This window comes from Bradyrhizobium sp. USDA 4341, from assembly GCF_054063755.1.
On sequence record NZ_JBSSGO010000002.1, the window covers coordinates 7,424,998 to 7,443,517 of the forward strand.

An 18,520-nucleotide genomic window follows, 5' to 3' on the forward strand; every position below is an offset into this window, starting at 1 on the left:
GTCCCTAGATTGATGGAACTCGTTCATTGGAGGAATACGTTGCGCCGCTCGCGTCACGCCAAGATCGTGGCAACCATCGGCCCGGCGAGCGCCGGCTCTGAAAAGATCCGTGCTCTCTACCTTTCCGGAGCAGATATCTTTCGGCTGAACTTCAGTCACGGAAGCCATCAAGACCATGCCAGGGCCTATGCGTGCATCCGTGGACTCGAGCGGGAATTCGGCCGTCCGATAGGCATTCTGCAGGATCTCCAAGGTCCAAAGCTCCGCATCGGCTCCCTTGAAGAAGGCGGCCTGATTTTGCGCGCTGGTGAAACGGTGCGCTTTGTGACCGAGGGTACGAAAGGGCAGAAGCAATCGATACCTTTGCCTCACCCGGAGATTTTCGCAGCTGTCCATCCCGGACAAGAACTTCTCATTGACGATGGCCGGGTGCGCCTGAAGGTCACCGAGCCAGGACACGGAGAAATCGTTGCGCAGGTGGTCGTCGGAGGCGCGATCTCGGACCACAAGGGGGTCAACGTACCCGGGGCGATGCTCGATCTATCTCCGCTCACCAAGAAGGATCGGGCCGACCTGGCCTTCGGCATTAATCTTGGGGTCGATTGGGTCGCCTTGTCCTTTGTTCAGAAACCGTACGACTTGATCGAGGCGCGCGCCCTGATCGGCGAGGCCGCAGGTCTGATTGCGAAAATCGAGACGCCGAGGGCGCTCGATCGCATTGACGACATCATTGGCTTGTCCGACGGCGTTATGGTGGCGCGTGGTGATCTTGGCGTCGAAATCCCACCTGAGGAGGTGCCTGGCCGGCAGAAGGAGCTCGTGCGCGCCTGTCGGCTTGCCGGCAAACCCGTCATCGTCGCAACGCAAATGTTGGATTCCATGGTGGCTCGGCCGACGCCGACGCGCGCGGAAACGTCGGATGTCGCAACTGCCATTTATGATGGAGCCGATGCAGTAATGCTGTCTGCTGAATCGGCAAGCGGGGCCTACCCGGTCGAAGCGGTCGCCATGATGGATCGCATCATCAAAAGCACGGAACGGCACCACCTCTATCGGTCCCTTATTGAGGCTTCTCGACCTGACGTGGAGGATACCCCTGCCCACGCTGTCGCAGCCGGAGGCGCAGATCTTGCGGCGACGGTTGGCGCCAAGGTCATCATCGGTTTTACGGCCGGCGGAACAACGGCCGTTCGGATTTCGCGGAGCCGGCCGCCGGTGCCGATCCTTGCCCTTACTCCGGATGAGAAGGTGGCGCGGCGCATGAGCTTGTTGTGGGGCGTACATAGTGCCGTGTCCTGCGACCCTTCCGGTTATGAGGAGATGACGCGGATCGCCTCGGCGGCCGCCCACCAGGAAGGCTATATTCGATCGAGCGACTTGGCTGTGGTTGTCTCTGGAGTGCCGTTCGGACTTAGAGGCGCGACCAACAACCTTCGCGTTGTCGTATGTTAAGGCAATGTCCTTCGCATCGAACTGCCGGAAGCGACGCAGATTGCCATATGGACCATGCTTGAAATTTATGTGTGACCAGGAGCTGATAGGGTTCGAGGGCAGCATCAGCCTTCCAAGCTATTCCCTTCACCCACTCCAGCCTTTCCCAAACTTTCCCAAAGATTCCATAAATAACCGAAATACATAGCCTTTTCGGGCGGCGTTTGACACGTCTATACTCAAGAAACGTCCAACATTTCGTCCAACACGTTCTCGAAAAAATGCCCGACTTTCTCACGCGCCGTCATGGCACTTGGCAATTCGTTCGTCGCGTACCAGTTGAGTTCGCGAAGCTCGATCGTCGCCGTGTCATCAAGCACTCAACGCGCATCAAGATCGCCGATGATCGCGCCGGGCGTCGTGCTGTGAGAGTCGCACAGCAACTCAATGAGCAACTCGAGATCTTCTGGAAGGGACTGGCTAACGGCCACCGAAGCGATCAGCTCAGCAGCTATGAGTTTGCTCGGCAGCGCACGCGCTCACTTGGGTTCGAGTACATCGAGCACGAGGAAATATTGCGCCAGCCGCTGGAGGCTCGCTTACAGCGCTTGGAGGCCCTCGTCGCGAAGGGTTTGGCGGATGATACCGACACCCGCGCAGCTATGTTCGGGGCCGAAAAGAAACCGGCCTTCATGCTGTCCTCTCTCTTCACCGAATACGAAGCCATGACACGAGACGAGGTGAGGGACCTTTCGCCTGATCAGCTCCGCATCTGGCGCAACGGCCGTTCGCGAGCCGTCGAGCGGTTTGTTAAGATCGTCGGCGACAAACCGGTCAACGAAATCACTCAAGAAGACGGTATTGATTACTGCGAATGGTGGCGCAGCCGCGTGATCGATGAAGAAAGCGAGCCCAAGACCGCCAACAAGGATATCGGCCAGCTAAGCCGCATGTTGAAGGAAGTCAGCATACGCCGTCGTCTCAACATTCCCGACGTCTTCAGCGGTCTTCGCCTGAAAGGTGAGATTGAGCGTCCACGCGTGCCGTATGAGACCGACTTCATTCAAAAGCGACTTTTGGCGAAGGGTGCTCTAGATGGCCTGAATGAAGATGCCCGTCTCGTTCTGTATGTGGTGGCTGACACAGGCATGCGGCCGTCGGAGGTGGTGAACCTGGGCGAGAACGCGATTGTTCTCAAGGGGCCCATACCGCACGTGAAGATCCTGCCCGAGGGGCGCCGGTTAAAGACCGCAGACTCCGAGCGCGAGATTCCGCTCGTCGGCGCAGCTCTCGCCGCGATGAAAAAGCGGCCGCAGGGCTTTCCGCGCTATCGCGACAAATCCTCAAACCTCTCTTCCGCGTTGAATAAGTTTCTGCTTGAGAATGAGCTTCGTCCCACCAAGGACCACACGGTTTATTCCCTGCGCCACAGCTTCAAGGATAGGCTGGTTGCGGCTGAGGCTCCGGACAGTCTCATCGATAGTCTGATGGGCCACAAGACCTATAAGCCGAAGTATGGAAAGGGCCCATCGCTCGAACTGAAGCTGAAGTATCTTCAGCGGATCGCCTTCAAACCCCCGGCCGCGCTATAGGCCATAAGCCGGCGGCGGGCACGCGCCTTGGTGTCTTCTCTGTCCTTGAGTTCCTGAAGTTCTGCCTCAAATTTTTCGTACATCGGGACCCAGAAGTCACCATCCTGCTCTATGAAGTAGGCGAGCAGCACGAGTGCGCGTTCAATGCGCTCGATCATCGTAAGCGGAGGGCAGGTGTCTGGTGACATGGCGGCGTGCTCGGATAGTCGCCAAGATCAAAGAAAAGATACCTGGTGCGCAGGTACATGAGACGCAAAAAGAGGGTGCCATCGTTAAACTCGTCGTTCGTTCCCAGAACGTCCAGATCAAGATTGAAGTCACGCCGGTCCTGCGCGGCTGCGTCTTCGAGCCTGTCTTGATCTCCGTACGTCCCGCCGTCGAAAACGAGTTTGGGTTTGCGGAGGCGCGCACCGTCTCTTTCGCCGACCTCTATGCCGGAAAAATCGTCGCCGCCTTGGACCGCCAGCATCCGCGCGATCTATTCGATGTGCGTGATCTGCTCGCCAACGAAGGCATTACAGATGAAATCCGCAAGGCCTTCGTCGTCTATCTCTTGAGCCACGACCGCCCAATGTCCGAGGTTCTCGCTTCACCTCAAAAGGACATAACCGACGAATTCATGCACGGGTTCGAGGGTATGACCGATAAGCCCGTTCCAAAGGATGAGCCGATAGCGGCGCGCAAAGCACTCGTTGACGCGATCGTTGGCAAAATGCCCGAAGCTCACCGAAAATTCCTCGTGTCGTTCGAGCGCGGTCAGCCCGATTGGGACCTTCTTGGCGTGCCGGGCGCGGCTGATTTGCCGGCCGTCAGGTGGCGCCAGCAGAACCTCGACAAGTTATCGAAAGACAAACGGGACCGGCTTGTCACCGACCTTGAAAAGGTACTGGCACGGTAACCCGCTCAGCCTCCGTTCTCATTGTCCCCTAGCAACGGAAAACGCCCGGGTGTTGAGTGGGGTGACAAGGATTATGCGTTAAATGCATATGGATTTCATCACCTGCGTCTGAGCGACAAGATCCTTTCGAGCGGCTGGGCTCGTCGAACCAAAGAGCTGCTCTATGTATCGTTCGATCGAAATTCTGCATTCTTCCTTATGGTCGGTGACCATAAGAGTTTTGATGATGGAACCTTAGCGCAGGCGGTGGCCGAGACGCGTGCAGCGTCGCGCGGGTCAATGCCGATCATCGCAGGCCGCGGCTTTGAAGGAGCGGATCCCTCGGAACGAAATAGGTTACAACGTCACGGCTTCACAACGACAATGACAGTCGGCGATAGGGTTGTGCTTGGCGCGCTGATCTCTACCGTCGGCACGTCGGTTTTCCATTCTACTCAGGTCGCAAAAATCATGCGTGCGATCGAGGAGCCCGAACTTCGTGCCGACGAGCCTGACTTTCACAAAAGACTATTTGAATCGGCTCCGCAGGAGTGCCCGGAAATGCCGGATTTCGTCTGGCGCATGCACAATTGTGATCTTGGCCTTTTGGAGCGTACGACCGGCATATTCTTCACAATGCTGCCTTGGATACGCTAGGGCGCGCACGCGTGTATTTCCGCCGCAACCCATCTTGATGCCTTGTTCGGAATCGCGCGCAACGGTAGAGTGACAAGAGATTGGTCTAGCAATACTCGAAATGAAATTTCTCCCGAACAGCGCTGATATTCCGCACGATCTCATTCGTTCCGTGAGCGATGGTGACGTGATCTTCCTTTGCGGGGCGGGCGTCTCCTTCGGTGTCGGGCTCCCCACTTTTAAGAAGTTGACCGATGACGTCTATGCGACCATTGGAGAAAGTCGCAACCACGAGCCTGCCGAAGTGATCGCTTATGACAAGGAGGAGTATGACCGGGTACTTCGCTCTCTTGAAAAGCGAACCTTGTTGCATGGGACGGAGTCTCGCGTTCGCGTCGCGGTTGCTCAGATCTTGAGGCCTCCCGGTAGCGCTAACCTCGCTCACCACAAGTCCCTGCTTCAACTATCACGAGACCGCACCGGGCAGGTTCGGCTGATCACTACGAACTTTGACACCCTGTTTGAGCGCGCGGCCGCAGAGGAAACACTCTCCTTTGAAAGTCACGCAGGTAAATCAATCCCGCGTCCAGGCGGCGCGGATGATTTTGGCATACTCCATCTTCATGGCCGGCTTGAGGACGCCGATCTCGGCTTGAAACGGTCAGACCTGATCCTGACAAGCGCCGATTTCGGTGACGCCTATCTCAGGGACGGATGGGCGTCACGGTACATAGAAGACCGGATGCGTCTCAACACACTCATTCTGGTCGGCTATCGCGCCGAAGACGCTGCGTTGCGGCTGTTGCTCGAAACGCTGGACGCCGACCGGGATCGGTTTCGCGACCTCAAGGACATATATGCGATCGAGAAAAGCTCCTCTGGCTCAGCATCGCTATGGAAGGCGAAGGGGATTAAGCCGCTCGAATTTGCAGATTACCCGGATATCTATGCGACACTTGCCGAGTGGGCTCGGTACGCGAAAAACCCTGCTGGATACAACCGGCAGGGCCTTGAAGAGATTCTTCGACCTAAACCCTGAGCATCCATCCCGATGGTAGAAGCCACCAAGAAAATAACGCCCGCCGACGTATCGGAATTCGAACGCGACCGGCTGCGTTTTTTTCTTACAGGAGACGATGCGCTCACCAATCTAACGGAGATCAATCCTTCTCTCGCATGGCTGCCCCTGTTGGCCGAGATGAAGGTCTTTCAGAATGACGCCGTCTTGCCGGCGTGGATCGAAAGGAATTTTGCGGACCTCGAGGCTGTGCGCGAGGTGGTTAATAACCTTCGCTTCTTCGATGCCGAAGCGGCCCGCATCCTTAAGTATCGGCTCGAAGCCCATCGGAACAACCTCGATCCGTTCCTCGCAAAGTGCTGGCAGCTCATAATCAGGCATATCGAAAACGATCATCAGGGGAGAATCTATGGCCAATGGTTTAGGCTGCTGCCGCGACTAAAGCACGGTGACGTCTCGGCAGAGGTTCTTTCCCGAATTACCAATCTGCTTACGCCGAAGCTTTTCGTCGAAAAGCGCTATGGGTGGTATGACGACGCTGATCGGCCGATTGAGAAGCCGACTGATCTCATGTCCATCAAATACGGCGTCGAGGACGGCATTACCGAAAAGGACTTCTTTGCGGCGTGGCCAAAGGATGCGGGCACCGAAGCGGAGGGGTTTCTTGTTGATGGGCTGACAACGGCGCTCAGCGTCACGCTGGCTGATGCAATCGAGGTCGGAGTGGAGGGGCCCATTGGACTCAGTCTTACCGATATTGACGTTCCCTCGGTGGCTGCACATCCGCAAAACGCTCACCACGAAGGTTTCCTTCCGATTGTTCGAGTGCTTGCCGAGTTATGGACGAAACTTATCCAGAACGACCTGGACAAAGCCCTTCATGCTCTCGATGTGTGGAAGCGAAGTTCGTTTCGCCTCCTTCATCGGCTGGCCCTGTATGCAGCGGCCGAGCCCAAAGTCTCGCCAGATCTCGCAGCGGACGTCTTGCTGGAAGTACCGCAAGGCGAACTGTTTCTGACAAACTCGCAGGTCGAGGTGCACCGGCTCGTTCGTGCACGATGGCCGGAATTTTCAAGCGAGAAGCGCGCGCGGATCGAGAAACGCATTGTCGAAGGGCCTCCCGCAAATTGGTTCAAGGACGGCGTGGACTTGGCCGAGCCGATGGACCGGCATCGCTTTGCCCTACTGCTCGACCTGGAACGCAGCAATGTCCCGTTGGGACCGGAAGCCGCCAAAGTGCTGATGGAAATCAGGCAGAGGCATCCGAATTGGATTGCCAATGATCCGGAGAGGGCGGGGTTCGCCATTTGGCATGGGGAAGGAAGTCGTCTTGAGGGGAAGACGGAGAAGCTTCAAGGATTGCCAAGCAACGAGTTGCTCGCAGCCGCCAGGAAGGCGGCGGCCGAGGCCGACTTCATGGATGGTGACGCCTGGCAGAGCTTTTGCCAAGGACAGCCGGAAGAGGCGTTTCTGGGCGTCGAGGCCGCGTCTGAAGTCGATCGTTGGCAGGAATGGGCTTGGCGGCCGCTCTTGTGGGCGGCGAACAAGATTTCCGATGTCGCACTCCTTAACCGAATGGCGAGCTTGCTAGCGTCATGGCCAGAAGATTCGCCGTTCGCTGAAACGGCCAGCGGCGCTGCATTTTGGATGGACCAAGTCTCGGAAAAGTTGAAATCTGCGGTCCTTTGGAAGCTGTGGGACCTCATCGAACGCCGGGCTCCGCGGCCTTCGGAAAGGCCGGACGTTGATATTTTCACGACAGCCTTGAACGATCCGGCCGGCAACTTGGCAGCGGTGCTCCTGAAGAAAACACCAAAACCGAAGAAAGGCGTTGAACTTGGAAAGGCGCTGCGCGACCGTTATGTCAGGCTGCTGAGAGGGAACGATTTCTTTGCACGTCTCGCGCGCGTGCGCTTTTCCGCCGGGGTTGCATTTCTATTCGAGCGGGCGCCGACATGGACGGCAGCCAACATTCTTCCATCGTATGAATGGACCTCGCTGGATGCACTCGCAATGTGGTCCGCACGCAAGTATGCCAACCACATTGGCTCCGCCCGGCTATTTTCGCTCACCAAGAAGCCCTTTCTCGAACTCTTTTCGCGGCAAGAGGTGGGCAGAGAGGACATCCGGGCGTTTTCCGACTGGCTTGCGATCATACTGGTTGTTAATCAGGCGAGGAAGGCCGAGTATCCCTTGACGGCTACCGAAGTGCGCTCCGTCTTGCGAACGACCGACAACGAGGGGCGGTGGTCGTTTGCGCATCAATTGGCCGTTGAAATGGAGGCCGCGCAGCCTGACGAGAAGATATCGGTCTGGCGAGACATCATCGGTCCGGTCTTCGCAGGGGCCTGGCCACTCGATGCAGAGCTACAGTCGCCGCGGGTCACGTTCAAGTTGGTTCAGCTACTGCTGGCAACTGGCGACGCCTTTGGTGAAGCCGCGCCGATCGTCATCCCGTTTATTCGCCCCGAGGAGGCAAGGGCGCATTCGAGCGTCTTCTCCATCTCCGAAGCTGATCCTGAAATCTACAAGGTCGCGCCCGAGCAGATGCTTAATCTGCTTAGCGCGGTTGCCGGCGATGCAGCCAATCAAAGCCTGTACGGTATGAACAAGGCTTTGGAGAAATTGGTGGAAAACGCGCCCCGCCTTGTAGAAACCAAGGCCTTTCAAAAGCTGAAGATGCAAGCGATGACGCTTTAGCGGCGCGACATGGCTTTCAGCTCCGCCCGACGCTTTGCAACGAGGTGTCTCGTTTCCGCCGTATCGAAGCCCGCCTGCTCAAGCTGGCGTACGGTCCCGGTGAGTGCAGCGATCTGCGCCCGAAGGTGAAGCAATCGGATCGGCTGCTTCTCTTGGCCTTTGATGAAACCTGCCAGAACCGACTTCCGCGCGCAGAGCACCGATCCTAACCTAAAGACGGGCAGTTTTGACGTCTCGGCCAGATAATACACTTTGCGCCGAAGCTCCCGTGACCCAAAGAGGTATTCTGCGATTGCGGCAGCACCTTCCAGTATGTCGTCAGCGAATTGATCTGAGCTGGCGGCGTTCGGCTTCATGTATCCTCCCAATTGCTGTTGATCCGTCCCCGGCGGCTACCAAGGACATTCCCGGGTCAATAGATGGGAGAGTTCGCTCGAACCTCGCTGTGCTGGCCTCTTTATTTGACCTGCCAAAAACGGGTAATCCCACTATCCTGGCACGCCTTGAGCTTCGACAAGCGCGCCGAGGGAACGCGCTCATTGTCTTTTTTTGGTAGGTCTTAAGTCAAACGTAAAGTGTCGCACTGCAAAAGGTTTCCAACTTTTACGATATGCACACGCGTGTGTGCTCGCTCATCATTCGATTGCAGGATTACGTTCCGCCATTTGAGCAGCATCCGGAAGACGGATCGCGTTTCGGCGAATGACTACCAATGATTCCAATCCTTTTCAGCTCGATTCCCAACCCTTTCTATCGGGAAGACTGAGTGTTTTCGGTAGACCAGAGTCTCCTCAACCAAGAAAGGAGATCTCCATGAAAGTCCTTACAATCGGAAAACGACTTGTGCCTCTCGAACAAGTCGCGTGCGTCGAACCCTTCGACCCGACAGCCAACCCGGAGTTCAAGCCCGAGAAAGAATTCAAGTCGCGGCTGATCCTGCTCAATCGCGATATCGTTCTCACCGAACAATCGCCGCAGGAGTTCGCAACCGAGCACGGTCTCCATCTCTTTACGGAAGACACTGTGGCTGTGAATCAGGCGATCGTCTTTCGGGTCGGAATGTTCGAGCCCACAGAAGGCTTCAACCCGACGAAGCCCTACAAGACCCGGCTGAAGTGGCGCGACCTTGCGGGCAACGAGCAGAGCAAGCTTCTCCTGACAGACCCTGAGACGGTCATCGCCGAGATCCTGAAGAGCAAGGTTGAGACCGCTCCGGCGGCAAAGCGTCCGTCCCGGCGTCCTGGGAGAGGCCGTAACGGATCGCGGAGGATGGAAGGGTTCCGCACCTAGCAGCCGAACGACTTGGGAGTAGAGATGGCCCCTGCTGGCGCAACCAGCGGGGGTTTTCTTTGCGTCCGGTCAATGGTGAAAGCCGCGCCGGGTCATGGTGCGGCGGATGTTGTCGAGACCCGCAAGCGCTGAGCCGCGCTGTCGTATCGGCCTCAAACGCCGGCAGCGACCATTCAAGCTCGGCGGCAAGCCTGCAAAGCTCGTCCCGCGTCAGATGCATCAGTTCGCCGATCGTCCATGGCTGCATTTTCTCCTCCATCGCTTGACCGCGCCAATCGCGGCCTTCGCGGGAGGCCGTTGCGCCGGAGGAGGCGGATGCATCGTCAGACCGGAACGAAGTGGAGGAGTGCCGTCCTGTCCGCCGCGCTCGATAGCGAGGTGCTATCTTTCGGGGCAACCAACGGAGTCATGGAAAAAGTTGCACCGATGGAGCTGAAGCTTCCGAATGACTGTCTGGCCGTGTTTGCCGACGATACCGGTCACGAAGCCCTTATCCCGGACCAGCCTGTCTATGGCCTTGGCGGCTGCGCCGTACTCGCGCAAGATCTTGATCCTATCGTTCGGATGCCGTGGCGTGAGGTAAGGCGGCAAGCGACCGGTTCGCCCGACACCCCGCTTCATGCCAGCGACTTTGGTCGGAGCGCGACCCGGGAGCAGATTCTCACGGCTGCCGCGTTCTTCCGTCAGGGCCGTTTTGCACGGTTTGGCGCTATCGTGTCTGCCAATACCGCCTTTGCCGACAACACTGGCCCTCTGCCAACCATCGCGTTGGTGCTCAAACAACGCATCATCGACATCGCGAGGTGGACCCGCTTCCGTTCAATCGCGGTGATCTTCGAATCGTCGGAACGCGCCGATCCCCTGATCGAGGAGGCCTTTCAGAACTTCTCGATCGAGGAGAATGGCAACCCGGTGCCAGTCGAGTGCTATTTCATGCGCAAGCGAGAGGGCGAACCCGGCCTCGAAGTTGCCGATTTCATCATGCACGCGATCGGCAGACAGGCACGTCATAATCTCACCAAGCGGGGCACGTTTGTCCCGGACTTCGCCGCTGTTTTTCACGGCATCGATACAAAGCTGGTCAGCTTTATGGAAGTGTCGGCGGTCCTGCAAAACACAAGGCAAGCAGGTTAGGCTTCGCAAGAATGGCGCCTCACGCGGATTGGACTTACTCCAAGAAATTCATGCCACCTGAAGGCTCCGGCCAACTCTTACGATCGTGACCCCAAGACGGCCGGCCAGCGGCTCGATTGCGTCGAAAAAACTGCTTTGCATGTCGGCCTTAGGAGGCTGGTTGTGAAGTGCAATGAGCAAGTCCAGCGCGGCGCGGTCACCGTGGGCTGCGATGGCACCTACTCCGCCGTATGGGACATTGGATCGCTGAGCGCGCGCGAACCCTTCAGCGAGCGACAGTGGCAAAAGCCTTCTCTTGCGGCGCAACTCATCGAGAGCGCTGCGGATCGTATGCCCATCCTTATCCTCGTCATCAAGACGGGCGTCGTCCGGATCGCCCAACGCATGAATCATGCTTTCGAGCCTATCAATCGCGCGTACCGAGCCCAATCTGAGAGCAGCACCCGCAATTCTAATACGCTGTATCTCGCTCGCATCGTTTCGGTCCATCCAGCCATCGACGAGATCGGTCCACACGTCCAACGCGGGATGGGGCGGCGCGGGTTGGAGTGCGCCTCCAAGCAGGCTATCCATTTCGTAGATCGACGTCATTCCAATAACAGCGTTGCCCGCGAACGAGGCTGCTTGCTCAGCCGACTGGACGCGAGCCCGAACGGCGTTCGCAGCGGCTTCGCCAAGCTCGCGGATTGGATAATGTCCGAAGAGCGCGACGGTTATACCGGCCAAGCGAAGGTCCAGCGTTCCCAAGTCCGCAACCAACTGCCGGAATGATTGCTCATCGCCATACCGTGCCGAGAACGCCATCATGATGCCTTGCAGGGAATGCGGAATGGTTGTGTCGCGGCCGCAGGCGCGGATAAAGTCCAGCCGCTCCTTCTCGTCCTTAAAGGCGTATGACAGCCGTCCCGCGATCTCGTCATGCAGCTCGGGGCTGCGGCCATGATCGCGAAGAATATCGAGCAACCTTTCCCGCGGATCTGCACTTCGTGATATGGCCTTTACGGCCGCCCAGCGATCACCGTAGTCGCTCGATTGAAGAGCGCGGTCGATGATAGGCCAGGCCCGCTGATCAAGCGGACCTCTAGCTACCGAAAAGGCCTCCAATCGCAGTTCGTCGGGAAGGGCCTCATCGCAGGCAAGGTCCAGCGCGAGATTTGGTGTAATGCGCGTCGCGTCCAACTGCCCCACTAGGTCTGAGAGCCCGGAAAGCTGATCGTGCGATATGGATGGGCTTCTCGCTTTCTCGATGTACATCTTGAGCGCCTCATCGCCGAGCCGATCAATGGCGGCCTGAAACGACCTAACGCGTGTGAATCGATCCAGCCCTCGATCGAGTAACGCTTGCAACACTTCCCTCGTGAGGGTGGGATCGTCGGTTCGAGCGACGATCTCGCCCGCTCCACTTTCGAGAAGCCAACGATGTCCTAATAAGGCTCGGACTTCAGGAAGAAGCGGGTGGGAAAAGCCATCGGCTATCATGCGCCCGATGCGCTCCCTGATCCGCCACGATGATGACGTGTCCCAGACGAGCGCGAGCTGCCGCGCCACCTCGTCCCTCAGCCCAGCGTCCACTTTCGCGCCGTTGAGAACGCAGCGAGCGACTAGACGCAAGCCGGTGGAAAACGCATCATCACCCCGCTCCAGCATCGCATGGATAATTGGAGACGGTTGTTGGTGAAGCTCAAGGGCGAATTGTATGACCTGAGCCCAGGGACGCTGAACCGCGTCATGGATTCGGTGCGAGAGGGTCTGAGCTTCCTCACGCACGAGATGACATGCGGCGAGATACTCCTGAACGATGGGATAGGGGAACTGCAGGCGTAACGCGCTTTGCCGACGAAGCACTCCCTGAGTCAGCAGCTTGGACAGAATACTGTCCGGCGTTTCCCCAGGGACATCGAAGCGTGCCGCGATCTCCATCACCTCACGTTCGGTCGCGCCAATCTCTTGAGCTTCGAGCCGATCATAGGCCAGCACTTCGGCCACCCGCCGCAGGGCCGATGCGTCGGCCGGTGTTGACTGAACCGACTTGTGCTCGTGCGGACTGAATAAGGTCTTCAGATAACTCTCTATCAGGTCCGCTCGTCCATTCGGCATCGCCCTCGGAGCTTTGGTAAGCGCCAGCAACATGGCCAGAAAGAGTGGGATTTTCGCCAAGCGAGCGAGATCAGGGTAAGCCTCAAGACGGCGGACAAACTCCCAGCCGTCTAAGCCAGGCACGCGAGTTTTCATCGCTTCGGCGAAACGAACGATATCTGAGTCGTCGAGCGGTAAGAGTTCGACCAACCGGGCTTCCGCAGGACCAGTTAGAACAGCTCGATCGCGCACGGTAAGCAGCCAAGGTACGAGCGGGTATCGAGCTGAGAAGTTTGCGACGCGATTAAGCACGGCCCGGCGTCGACTAGAGGGGATCTCATCAAGACCGTCGAAGAGGAGAACGGCAGATCCCTGCTCAGCAAGACGGGACCAGTCAACCCGGACGTTGAGCTCTCGATTGATTTCGTCGGCGAGGAACTCCAGCACGCTAACATCGCTGGCCGCGAAAGTCGCAAGCGGCACGAATACCGGTACATAGGGAGTGCTGACGAGACGCGTGGCCACAGCGTTCAACAAGGCCGATTTGCCGTAACCGGGGCCGGCAACCACGATGCAGCGATCGATCAACTCGGACGGAAAGGATCGCAGGTCGACGTTCGACCGTTCAACCGTGGATTCCCAGGTCGGCTCCTCATCCTCAAAGTCCGAGGGAGTCGCACGTTCAAGATCACGGGCGCGCGGCCACACAAAGAGCTCTTCGCAACTTCCGGAGATGCCTGTCCCCGGTATCTCAATCCGCGACACACGCTCGATTGTCGACCGGTAGGCTGGCAGGCCCCACTCAGCCGGTTCGGCAACGTCCACACCAAACTCCGTCGACAGCCTGGTCCGAAGCGGAGTGGCAAGAAATAGCGCCCTGCGGCGTGCTGCGCCGCCCGCAACGTCGCGCAATATCGACAGAAATCGAGAAGGAAGAGCGAAGGCGGTACCCAATCGACGCCGCTCAAAAGCGCGCTCGATTTCTTCGAGAGGAGCGATCTCCACCGTCGTGCGGCGGAACAGCTCCAAAGCTTCCACTCCACCTGACAAGGTACGCTCGACCGCTGCAAGGACTTTCTTGTGCCGATCGGCCATGCGCTCAGTCCATTCGGTTGAGTCCGGTGCCGTCGCGGCACGCTCGCACAAATCGCGCAGTGCCCTCGCAGTCTCGTCTGCCTCTCCAAAGACGATAACAAGGCGGTCCTCTCCGAAGAAATCCGCACGAGCCATCTGTGTCGCCAAATCGTTCCAGAGATTATTCCACGCATCAGTAGCTGGCTGAACGCGTGTCTTGGCCTGAATCCAATCGCGATGGTTATCTGCGTAGCGGACGACGATGTCGTCCACATCTGCCGGCGCCTCTACCCGAACCTCGATTACCCGCTCGCGCGGAGCCAGCCGTCCCAAATCGAGGAGATCAGCCAGAAATCTTGCGGCCACGGTATTCTGATAAAAAATGCCGTCCTGTGTTGTTGGGCCGCCCGGTTCTGCCATGGCATCACTTCTTCTGGTTCAACGGCGATAGACCGCAACCCGTTGTTTAGCCCAGTTTCTCTAGATCGGCAAAACGGCGAAAGAGCCTTATCTCAATCGAGTCGAAGATACGTATCGAGCTGCATCTGATTTGCAAGATGAAGTTTGTTCTGATGGCAGAAGCTCACCACGCGACTGGTGGTTAGTCAGGAATTCGGGGGCCTGCGGCCCCCAGGCCGTCAAGGCCAAGCCCCCACGAAAAGCGTGGGGGCGGAAAGCGGCGGGCCGTGTAGTCGGCTCGCTGCGCTCTCCTCCGGCCCGCACCAGCCCCGCTCGCTTTCCGGCCTGTGACGGCCAACCCCGCTCATTGGCGCGGGCCTAGTTCCGGTTGCATGCGCAACCGGCAAACTAGGAGAGGGCAGATGAAAACCGATCTCTATCAGAAGATCACCAACCAGATCGTGGCAGAGCTCGAGAAAGGCGTCAGGCCTTGGTGCAAGCCATGGAATGCCGAACACACCGCCGGACGCATCACGCGGCCCCTTCGGGCAAACGGTATCGCCTATAACGGCATCAACGTTCTGATGCTGTGGTCCGCCGCCATCGAACGCGGCTACGCAGCACCCATCTGGATGACCTACCGGCAAGCTTCCGAACTCAAGGCCAATGTGCGCAAGGGCGAGCAGGGCAGCCTCGTCGTCTATGCCGACAGGATGATACGCACGGAAACCGATGCCGCGACCGGAGAGGAATCCGAACGCGCGATCCCGTTCCTTAAGGGCTACACCGTCTTCAATGTCGAGCAGATCGAGGGTTTGCCCGAACACTTCTATGGCAAACCGGCGCCGCGCGTGGACTCCATTGAGCGCATTGAGCAAGCTGAAGCGTTCTTTGCGGCGAAAGGTGCCACCATCCGGCACGGCGGCAACATGGCCTATTACAATATCGCGCATGACTTCGTGCAGATGCCCCCTTTCGAAAGCTTCCGCGATGCCGAAAGCTACTATGCGACCCTTGCGCACGAGAGTATCCACTGGACTCGCCATCCGTCGCGCCTTGATCGGGATTTCGGACGCAAGCGGTTCGGCGACGAAGGCTACGCAATGGAGGAGCTGGTCGCCGAGCTTGGATCGGCGTTTGTCTGTGCCGATCTCGACCTTACGCCCGGCATCCGCGATGACCATGCCGCCTATATCGGCTCATGGATCAAAGTGCTGAAGGGCGACAAGCGCGCGATCTTCACCGCCGCGTCGCATGCGCAGCGCGCGGCGGATTTTCTGCAGGGTGTTCAACTGGCAACGGAAGGCTGTGGGGACAAGCCCATGGCAGCTCGATGCGCTGCGTGAAACATTCAACCGGCGCGGACCGTCCGGCATTTGCTTTGTCTCGTTCTGGCAAAGGATGCATCTGCATTAATTGGCAAGGACTGTTATGAACCTGATTGTGGCGTTTCAAGAGCGTCACGCCGGGATTTTTCTTGCATTGGGGTTCTGGCGAGTCACGGGCGCGTCCCCAATTCCTCCAGGGACAGATGCGGGGCGTGTCGATGTTCGTGATGGACACTGATGCGTATCCATTTTCCCGGCATCGCCGTCCAGAAGAGGGAGGATCCCATGCGCGTCCTGGCCACGGGCCGGTTGTGCACCCGTCTTTGCTGAAGCCCCTACATGCCGGTGAAACACGACACCCCGGCGCATAACGCGCCGGGGTGCCCCTTTCTCCTTCCAACGAGGATTCAGATGACTACGGTCGAGGATGCTACCAACAACATCGGTAGTGCGTCGCATGGTGGCGGACGCTGGTTTCCCGAATGGTCGAAGCTGCGTGGTGCGCTCTACGAAACCGTCGCCATTGGTACCGTTACCTTGGTGGCAGGTGCCGTCCTTTCCCCCGTGCTCGAAGAACCGGTCAAGACGCGCCTAATCCCAGCGATCCTGGAGCACACTGGCCAGTATCAGCGCGTCGAGATGTACAAGCAGGCAGCCGACGGCAAATTCGTGGTGGCAGGTTGCTACAAGCTTCTGGTGGCGCCCTGGTCGAGCTCGGTGCTCGGCCGCATGGTCGAGATCACCGATCCGAAGGTCTGCGCTTCTGTGCCGGACCCGGATGACGATCAGACGCCGGTCCAGTTCAGGACCGAAGGGGCGAGGAGCGCCAACTACATGACCGTGGTCTTCGGGCACCTTGATGGCGAGTTCGGTGGCGGTACGTTTAGCGCCGACGGGATGAATACGCCGGGTACCTTTATCGGCCGGATGCAGGCGCAGGCGCACGATGGTAACCAAAGATGCAAGCTCACCCATTTCTGGGTGGTGGTCGGTAAGCCGGAGCGCCAACCTTACTTTCAGAAGAACCTGGAAGAGTGGATTGCCAATTCGGACGGTCAGGTCGCAATGACGGCGCAGCCTGTCCCCGGAGGTCAGTGCAAGGCGGATCAGAAATCGGCAGACGCATCCGCCGGTGCGAAAGCAAACTAAGCATCGGGAACAGGAAGACAGGGCCTCGGCGATTGCCGGGGCCCTTTGCGTTTGTGATCTGCACCGTTCGGATTCGTGCGGCGACCGCGGCCATGCAGGCAGAGCAAGGTCGGGAGCGATAGGATGCCTTTCCGCCCGCGCTTTGCCAGACCGCAATTCTGTCTGCTGCGGAGAAATGAACGTGTTCGATTCGGGTTATCGGCGACTGGTCTGTGTTCAAGTAGCGATTTGGCGGGCACAAACACAACTTGATTGACCGCCCCAACCACCGTGGCAGTCTCAACGCGAGGGCAGAGAAAGCCTGCCTTCGGGGTGTCAGAACCTCTTGATAGCCGGTGTCTTGCGTTGCCGATACAACGCTGCCTTTCGACCCTATGGGCCGGGAGGCGGCGGCGAGGATATTGCGCAGGCAATGTCCTTGGATGTCCAAGCCTCGCGGCCAAAGGCCGTCGCAATCGTGCTGTCACGATTTCTGAACTCCCGTGCTCGCCAGTGGAAGGTTCTCTTCCCGGTGTTCTTTCCGAAGCTTTCCGGAAGGGAGTTTTTGTGAAGCGTTGCGTTTGTATCTTTTCTCTCCTCCTGGCCCTAATCGCACATGGAGCCGCTGCCGCCGATCAGCCAAAGACCGCTGCGTCAAAGAGTGACCCGCTCGGCGGAATGATCTTCTCTGGGGCCAACCATTGCTGCGTCGGCATCGGTACCGCAAATCCGGCGGCGCATCTGGATGTTTATCAGGGCGAGGTCAAGGTAGGGTCATCCGGCGTAGGATGCGCCGAGAGGAATGCCGGTTCGCTCCGCTTCGCTGACAAACATCTGCAATTTTGCGACGGAACGAGCTGGCGAAATGTCAGCCTCGACAAGGCTGAATGAGTTGGTCTGAACTCCAACGCGCGCTCGGTGTTGTTCTCGCATGCACGGTTGTTTGCAGTTCGTCGCCCTGCATTCGCGCAATTCGCCAGCCGGCCCGGCTATTCCGTTGGAACGGCAGGCGCCGCATGCGACGGCGCCAACATGCAGTATGGCTGGCCCGATGCCAACGGCAACATCCTGAAATGCGTCTCGAACGTCTGGCAGGCGCAGGGCACCACAGCATCCGCTGGCGGGTCGAATACTCAGGTTCAGTATAACAGCGGTGGTGCGCTGGCGGGCGACAGTGGTCTGACCTACAGCAACCCGAACCTAACGATCGGCTATGGCAATCTCTATATCGGGACCAGTCAGGCAACCAGCGGCACGCTTTATCTCGGCGGCGTGAATGGGCATAGTAACCCTGTCGCAGATACAAATTGTGTTGGCTGCTCCATAGCCATCGGTTACGGCGCGCTTGCCTGCGGGTTCGGTCTATTATAACAACATTGCCATCGGTACGCAGGCGATGAGCAGCGCCAGCATGACCACCACCGCCGTCAACAACACGGCCATTGGTGTTCAGGCATTAAAGGCGGTTACATCTGGTTCGATCAATACGGCTATTGGCTATGGTGCATTACTAACTAATACAACCGGCGCAACGTGAGCGCGCTTGCGCGCCAATCCCGGTTTGCACCAAAATAAATATTTGATTGCGATAGCGAAAATCGATATCTTTTCTCGGCAACCATGGCGCTTCGCGTGGTCTGTTCGAGCACTTCACCCACTCCATCAAAATTGCCATATAAGAATCAATTGTTTGCTCGCTTCCCGCGACGAAATTTCAGCGTCTTCTTGAATTTCCATACAACCCCCGTACAACGGAGCTCGAATCCTGCGTCTGCGTTAGCGAGTCCTTGTTCGACAAATCGCTCGCGGCCGGCATTCGAATCCTGGGGAGTGCCAG

The 18,520-nt window shown here is 58.1% G+C and carries 16 protein-coding genes; 13 read left to right on the forward strand and 3 right to left on the reverse strand.

From position 1 onward, the window contains the following. Positions 1–39 precede the first annotated feature (39 nt). Complete coding sequence (pyk, locus tag ACVIGB_RS41105; RefSeq protein WP_456724954.1) at positions 40–1,452, forward strand: pyruvate kinase; 1,413 nt, start codon at positions 40–42, stop codon at positions 1,450–1,452. A gap of 260 nt (positions 1,453–1,712) precedes the next feature. Then, positions 1,713–3,023 carry a tyrosine-type recombinase/integrase gene (locus tag ACVIGB_RS41110; RefSeq protein ID WP_456718364.1) on the forward strand — a complete coding sequence of 437 codons (1,311 nt, stop codon included), beginning with the start codon at positions 1,713–1,715 and terminating at the stop codon, positions 3,021–3,023. Here the strand turns inward: ACVIGB_RS41110 and ACVIGB_RS41115 are convergent. Continuing rightward, positions 2,987–3,211 (reverse strand): hypothetical protein, encoded by a 225-nt coding sequence (locus tag ACVIGB_RS41115; RefSeq protein WP_456718363.1) that lies wholly within the window; start codon positions 3,209–3,211, stop codon positions 2,987–2,989. The two genes, ACVIGB_RS41110 and ACVIGB_RS41115, sit on opposite strands and share 37 nt — an antisense overlap. Here ACVIGB_RS41115 and ACVIGB_RS41120 point away from each other — a divergent pair. From ACVIGB_RS41120 to ACVIGB_RS41135, 4 genes are all read left to right on the forward strand, one after another. Next, positions 3,205–3,921, forward strand: coding sequence for a nucleotidyl transferase AbiEii/AbiGii toxin family protein (locus tag ACVIGB_RS41120; RefSeq protein ID WP_456718362.1), 717 nt, complete (start codon positions 3,205–3,207; stop codon positions 3,919–3,921). The genes ACVIGB_RS41115 and ACVIGB_RS41120 overlap by 7 nt on opposite strands. A gap of 21 nt (positions 3,922–3,942) precedes the next feature. After that, a complete protein-coding gene (locus ACVIGB_RS41125) occupies positions 3,943–4,557 on the forward strand; it encodes a hypothetical protein (RefSeq protein WP_456718361.1) in 615 nt (204 codons plus the stop codon). A 100-nt stretch (positions 4,558–4,657) separates the two neighbouring features. Beyond that, a complete protein-coding gene (locus ACVIGB_RS41130; RefSeq protein ID WP_456718360.1) occupies positions 4,658–5,575 on the forward strand; it encodes an SIR2 family protein in 918 nt (305 codons plus the stop codon). Positions 5,576–5,587: 12 nt separating this feature from the next. Then, positions 5,588–8,254, forward strand: a complete 2,667-nt coding sequence (locus tag ACVIGB_RS41135; protein WP_456718359.1) for a hypothetical protein — start codon at positions 5,588–5,590, stop codon at positions 8,252–8,254. On the opposite strand, the gene ACVIGB_RS41140 is transcribed toward ACVIGB_RS41135, so the two are convergent. Continuing rightward, positions 8,251–8,610 (reverse strand): hypothetical protein, encoded by a 360-nt coding sequence (locus tag ACVIGB_RS41140; protein ID WP_456718358.1) that lies wholly within the window; start codon positions 8,608–8,610, stop codon positions 8,251–8,253. The genes ACVIGB_RS41135 and ACVIGB_RS41140 overlap by 4 nt on opposite strands. 346 nt (positions 8,611–8,956) lie before the next feature. On the opposite strand from ACVIGB_RS41140, the gene ACVIGB_RS41145 reads away from it, so the two are divergent. Further along, a complete protein-coding gene (locus tag ACVIGB_RS41145; RefSeq protein ID WP_456718357.1) occupies positions 8,957–9,544 on the forward strand; it encodes a hypothetical protein in 588 nt (195 codons plus the stop codon). 315 nt (positions 9,545–9,859) lie between these two features. Next, the gene (locus tag ACVIGB_RS41150; RefSeq protein WP_456718356.1) at positions 9,860–10,678 is read left to right on the forward strand and encodes a hypothetical protein; all 819 of its coding nucleotides are present in this window, start codon (positions 9,860–9,862) and stop codon (positions 10,676–10,678) included. Positions 10,679–10,726: 48 nt separating this feature from the next. On the opposite strand, the gene ACVIGB_RS41155 is transcribed toward ACVIGB_RS41150, so the two are convergent. Then, positions 10,727–14,248: an NACHT domain-containing protein gene (locus ACVIGB_RS41155; RefSeq protein ID WP_456718355.1), complete on the reverse strand. Its 3,522-nt coding sequence runs from the start codon at positions 14,246–14,248 to the stop codon at positions 10,727–10,729. A 401-nt stretch (positions 14,249–14,649) separates the two neighbouring features. On the opposite strand from ACVIGB_RS41155, the gene ACVIGB_RS41160 reads away from it, so the two are divergent. The 5 genes from ACVIGB_RS41160 (at position 14,650) to ACVIGB_RS41180 (ending at position 18,220) form a co-directional block, all read left to right on the forward strand. Beyond that, positions 14,650–15,573: an ArdC family protein gene (locus ACVIGB_RS41160; protein WP_456718354.1), complete on the forward strand. Its 924-nt coding sequence runs from the start codon at positions 14,650–14,652 to the stop codon at positions 15,571–15,573. A 393-nt stretch (positions 15,574–15,966) separates the two neighbouring features. Further along, entirely contained in the window at positions 15,967–16,704 is a 738-nt protein-coding gene (locus ACVIGB_RS41165) for a hypothetical protein (protein ID WP_456718353.1), read from the forward strand. A 492-nt stretch (positions 16,705–17,196) separates the two neighbouring features. Next, on the forward strand, positions 17,197–17,574 hold the full coding sequence (locus ACVIGB_RS41170) for a hypothetical protein (protein ID WP_456749298.1): 378 nt from the start codon (positions 17,197–17,199) through the stop codon (positions 17,572–17,574). Positions 17,575–17,601: 27 nt separating this feature from the next. Continuing rightward, positions 17,602–18,054: a hypothetical protein gene (locus ACVIGB_RS41175; protein WP_456718351.1), complete on the forward strand. Its 453-nt coding sequence runs from the start codon at positions 17,602–17,604 to the stop codon at positions 18,052–18,054. A 40-nt stretch (positions 18,055–18,094) separates the two neighbouring features. After that, positions 18,095–18,220 carry a hypothetical protein gene (locus tag ACVIGB_RS41180; RefSeq protein WP_456718350.1) on the forward strand — a complete coding sequence of 42 codons (126 nt, stop codon included), beginning with the start codon at positions 18,095–18,097 and terminating at the stop codon, positions 18,218–18,220. Positions 18,221–18,520: the final 300 nt, after the last annotated feature.

Excerpts from the sequence above, each read along its gene's own strand:
- ACVIGB_RS41150 (WP_456718356.1), top strand. The coding sequence starts at position 9,860 with ATGCATCGTCAGACCGGAACGAAGTGGAGGAGTGCCGTCCTGTCCGCC.
- ACVIGB_RS41160 (WP_456718354.1), top strand. The coding sequence starts at position 14,650 with ATGAAAACCGATCTCTATCAGAAGATCACCAACCAGATCGTGGCAGAG.
- ACVIGB_RS41130 (WP_456718360.1), top strand. The coding sequence starts at position 4,658 with ATGAAATTTCTCCCGAACAGCGCTGATATTCCGCACGATCTCATTCGT.
- ACVIGB_RS41145 (WP_456718357.1), top strand. The coding sequence starts at position 8,957 with ATGACTACCAATGATTCCAATCCTTTTCAGCTCGATTCCCAACCCTTT.
- ACVIGB_RS41140 (WP_456718358.1), bottom strand. The coding sequence starts at position 8,610 with ATGAAGCCGAACGCCGCCAGCTCAGATCAATTCGCTGACGACATACTG.
- ACVIGB_RS41135 (WP_456718359.1), top strand. The coding sequence starts at position 5,588 with ATGGTAGAAGCCACCAAGAAAATAACGCCCGCCGACGTATCGGAATTC.
- ACVIGB_RS41155 (WP_456718355.1), bottom strand. The coding sequence starts at position 14,248 with ATGGCAGAACCGGGCGGCCCAACAACACAGGACGGCATTTTTTATCAG.
- ACVIGB_RS41165 (WP_456718353.1), top strand. The coding sequence starts at position 15,967 with ATGACTACGGTCGAGGATGCTACCAACAACATCGGTAGTGCGTCGCAT.
- ACVIGB_RS41115 (WP_456718363.1), bottom strand. The coding sequence starts at position 3,211 with ATGTCACCAGACACCTGCCCTCCGCTTACGATGATCGAGCGCATTGAA.
- ACVIGB_RS41110 (WP_456718364.1), top strand. The coding sequence starts at position 1,713 with ATGCCCGACTTTCTCACGCGCCGTCATGGCACTTGGCAATTCGTTCGT.
- ACVIGB_RS41180 (WP_456718350.1), top strand. The coding sequence starts at position 18,095 with ATGACCACCACCGCCGTCAACAACACGGCCATTGGTGTTCAGGCATTA.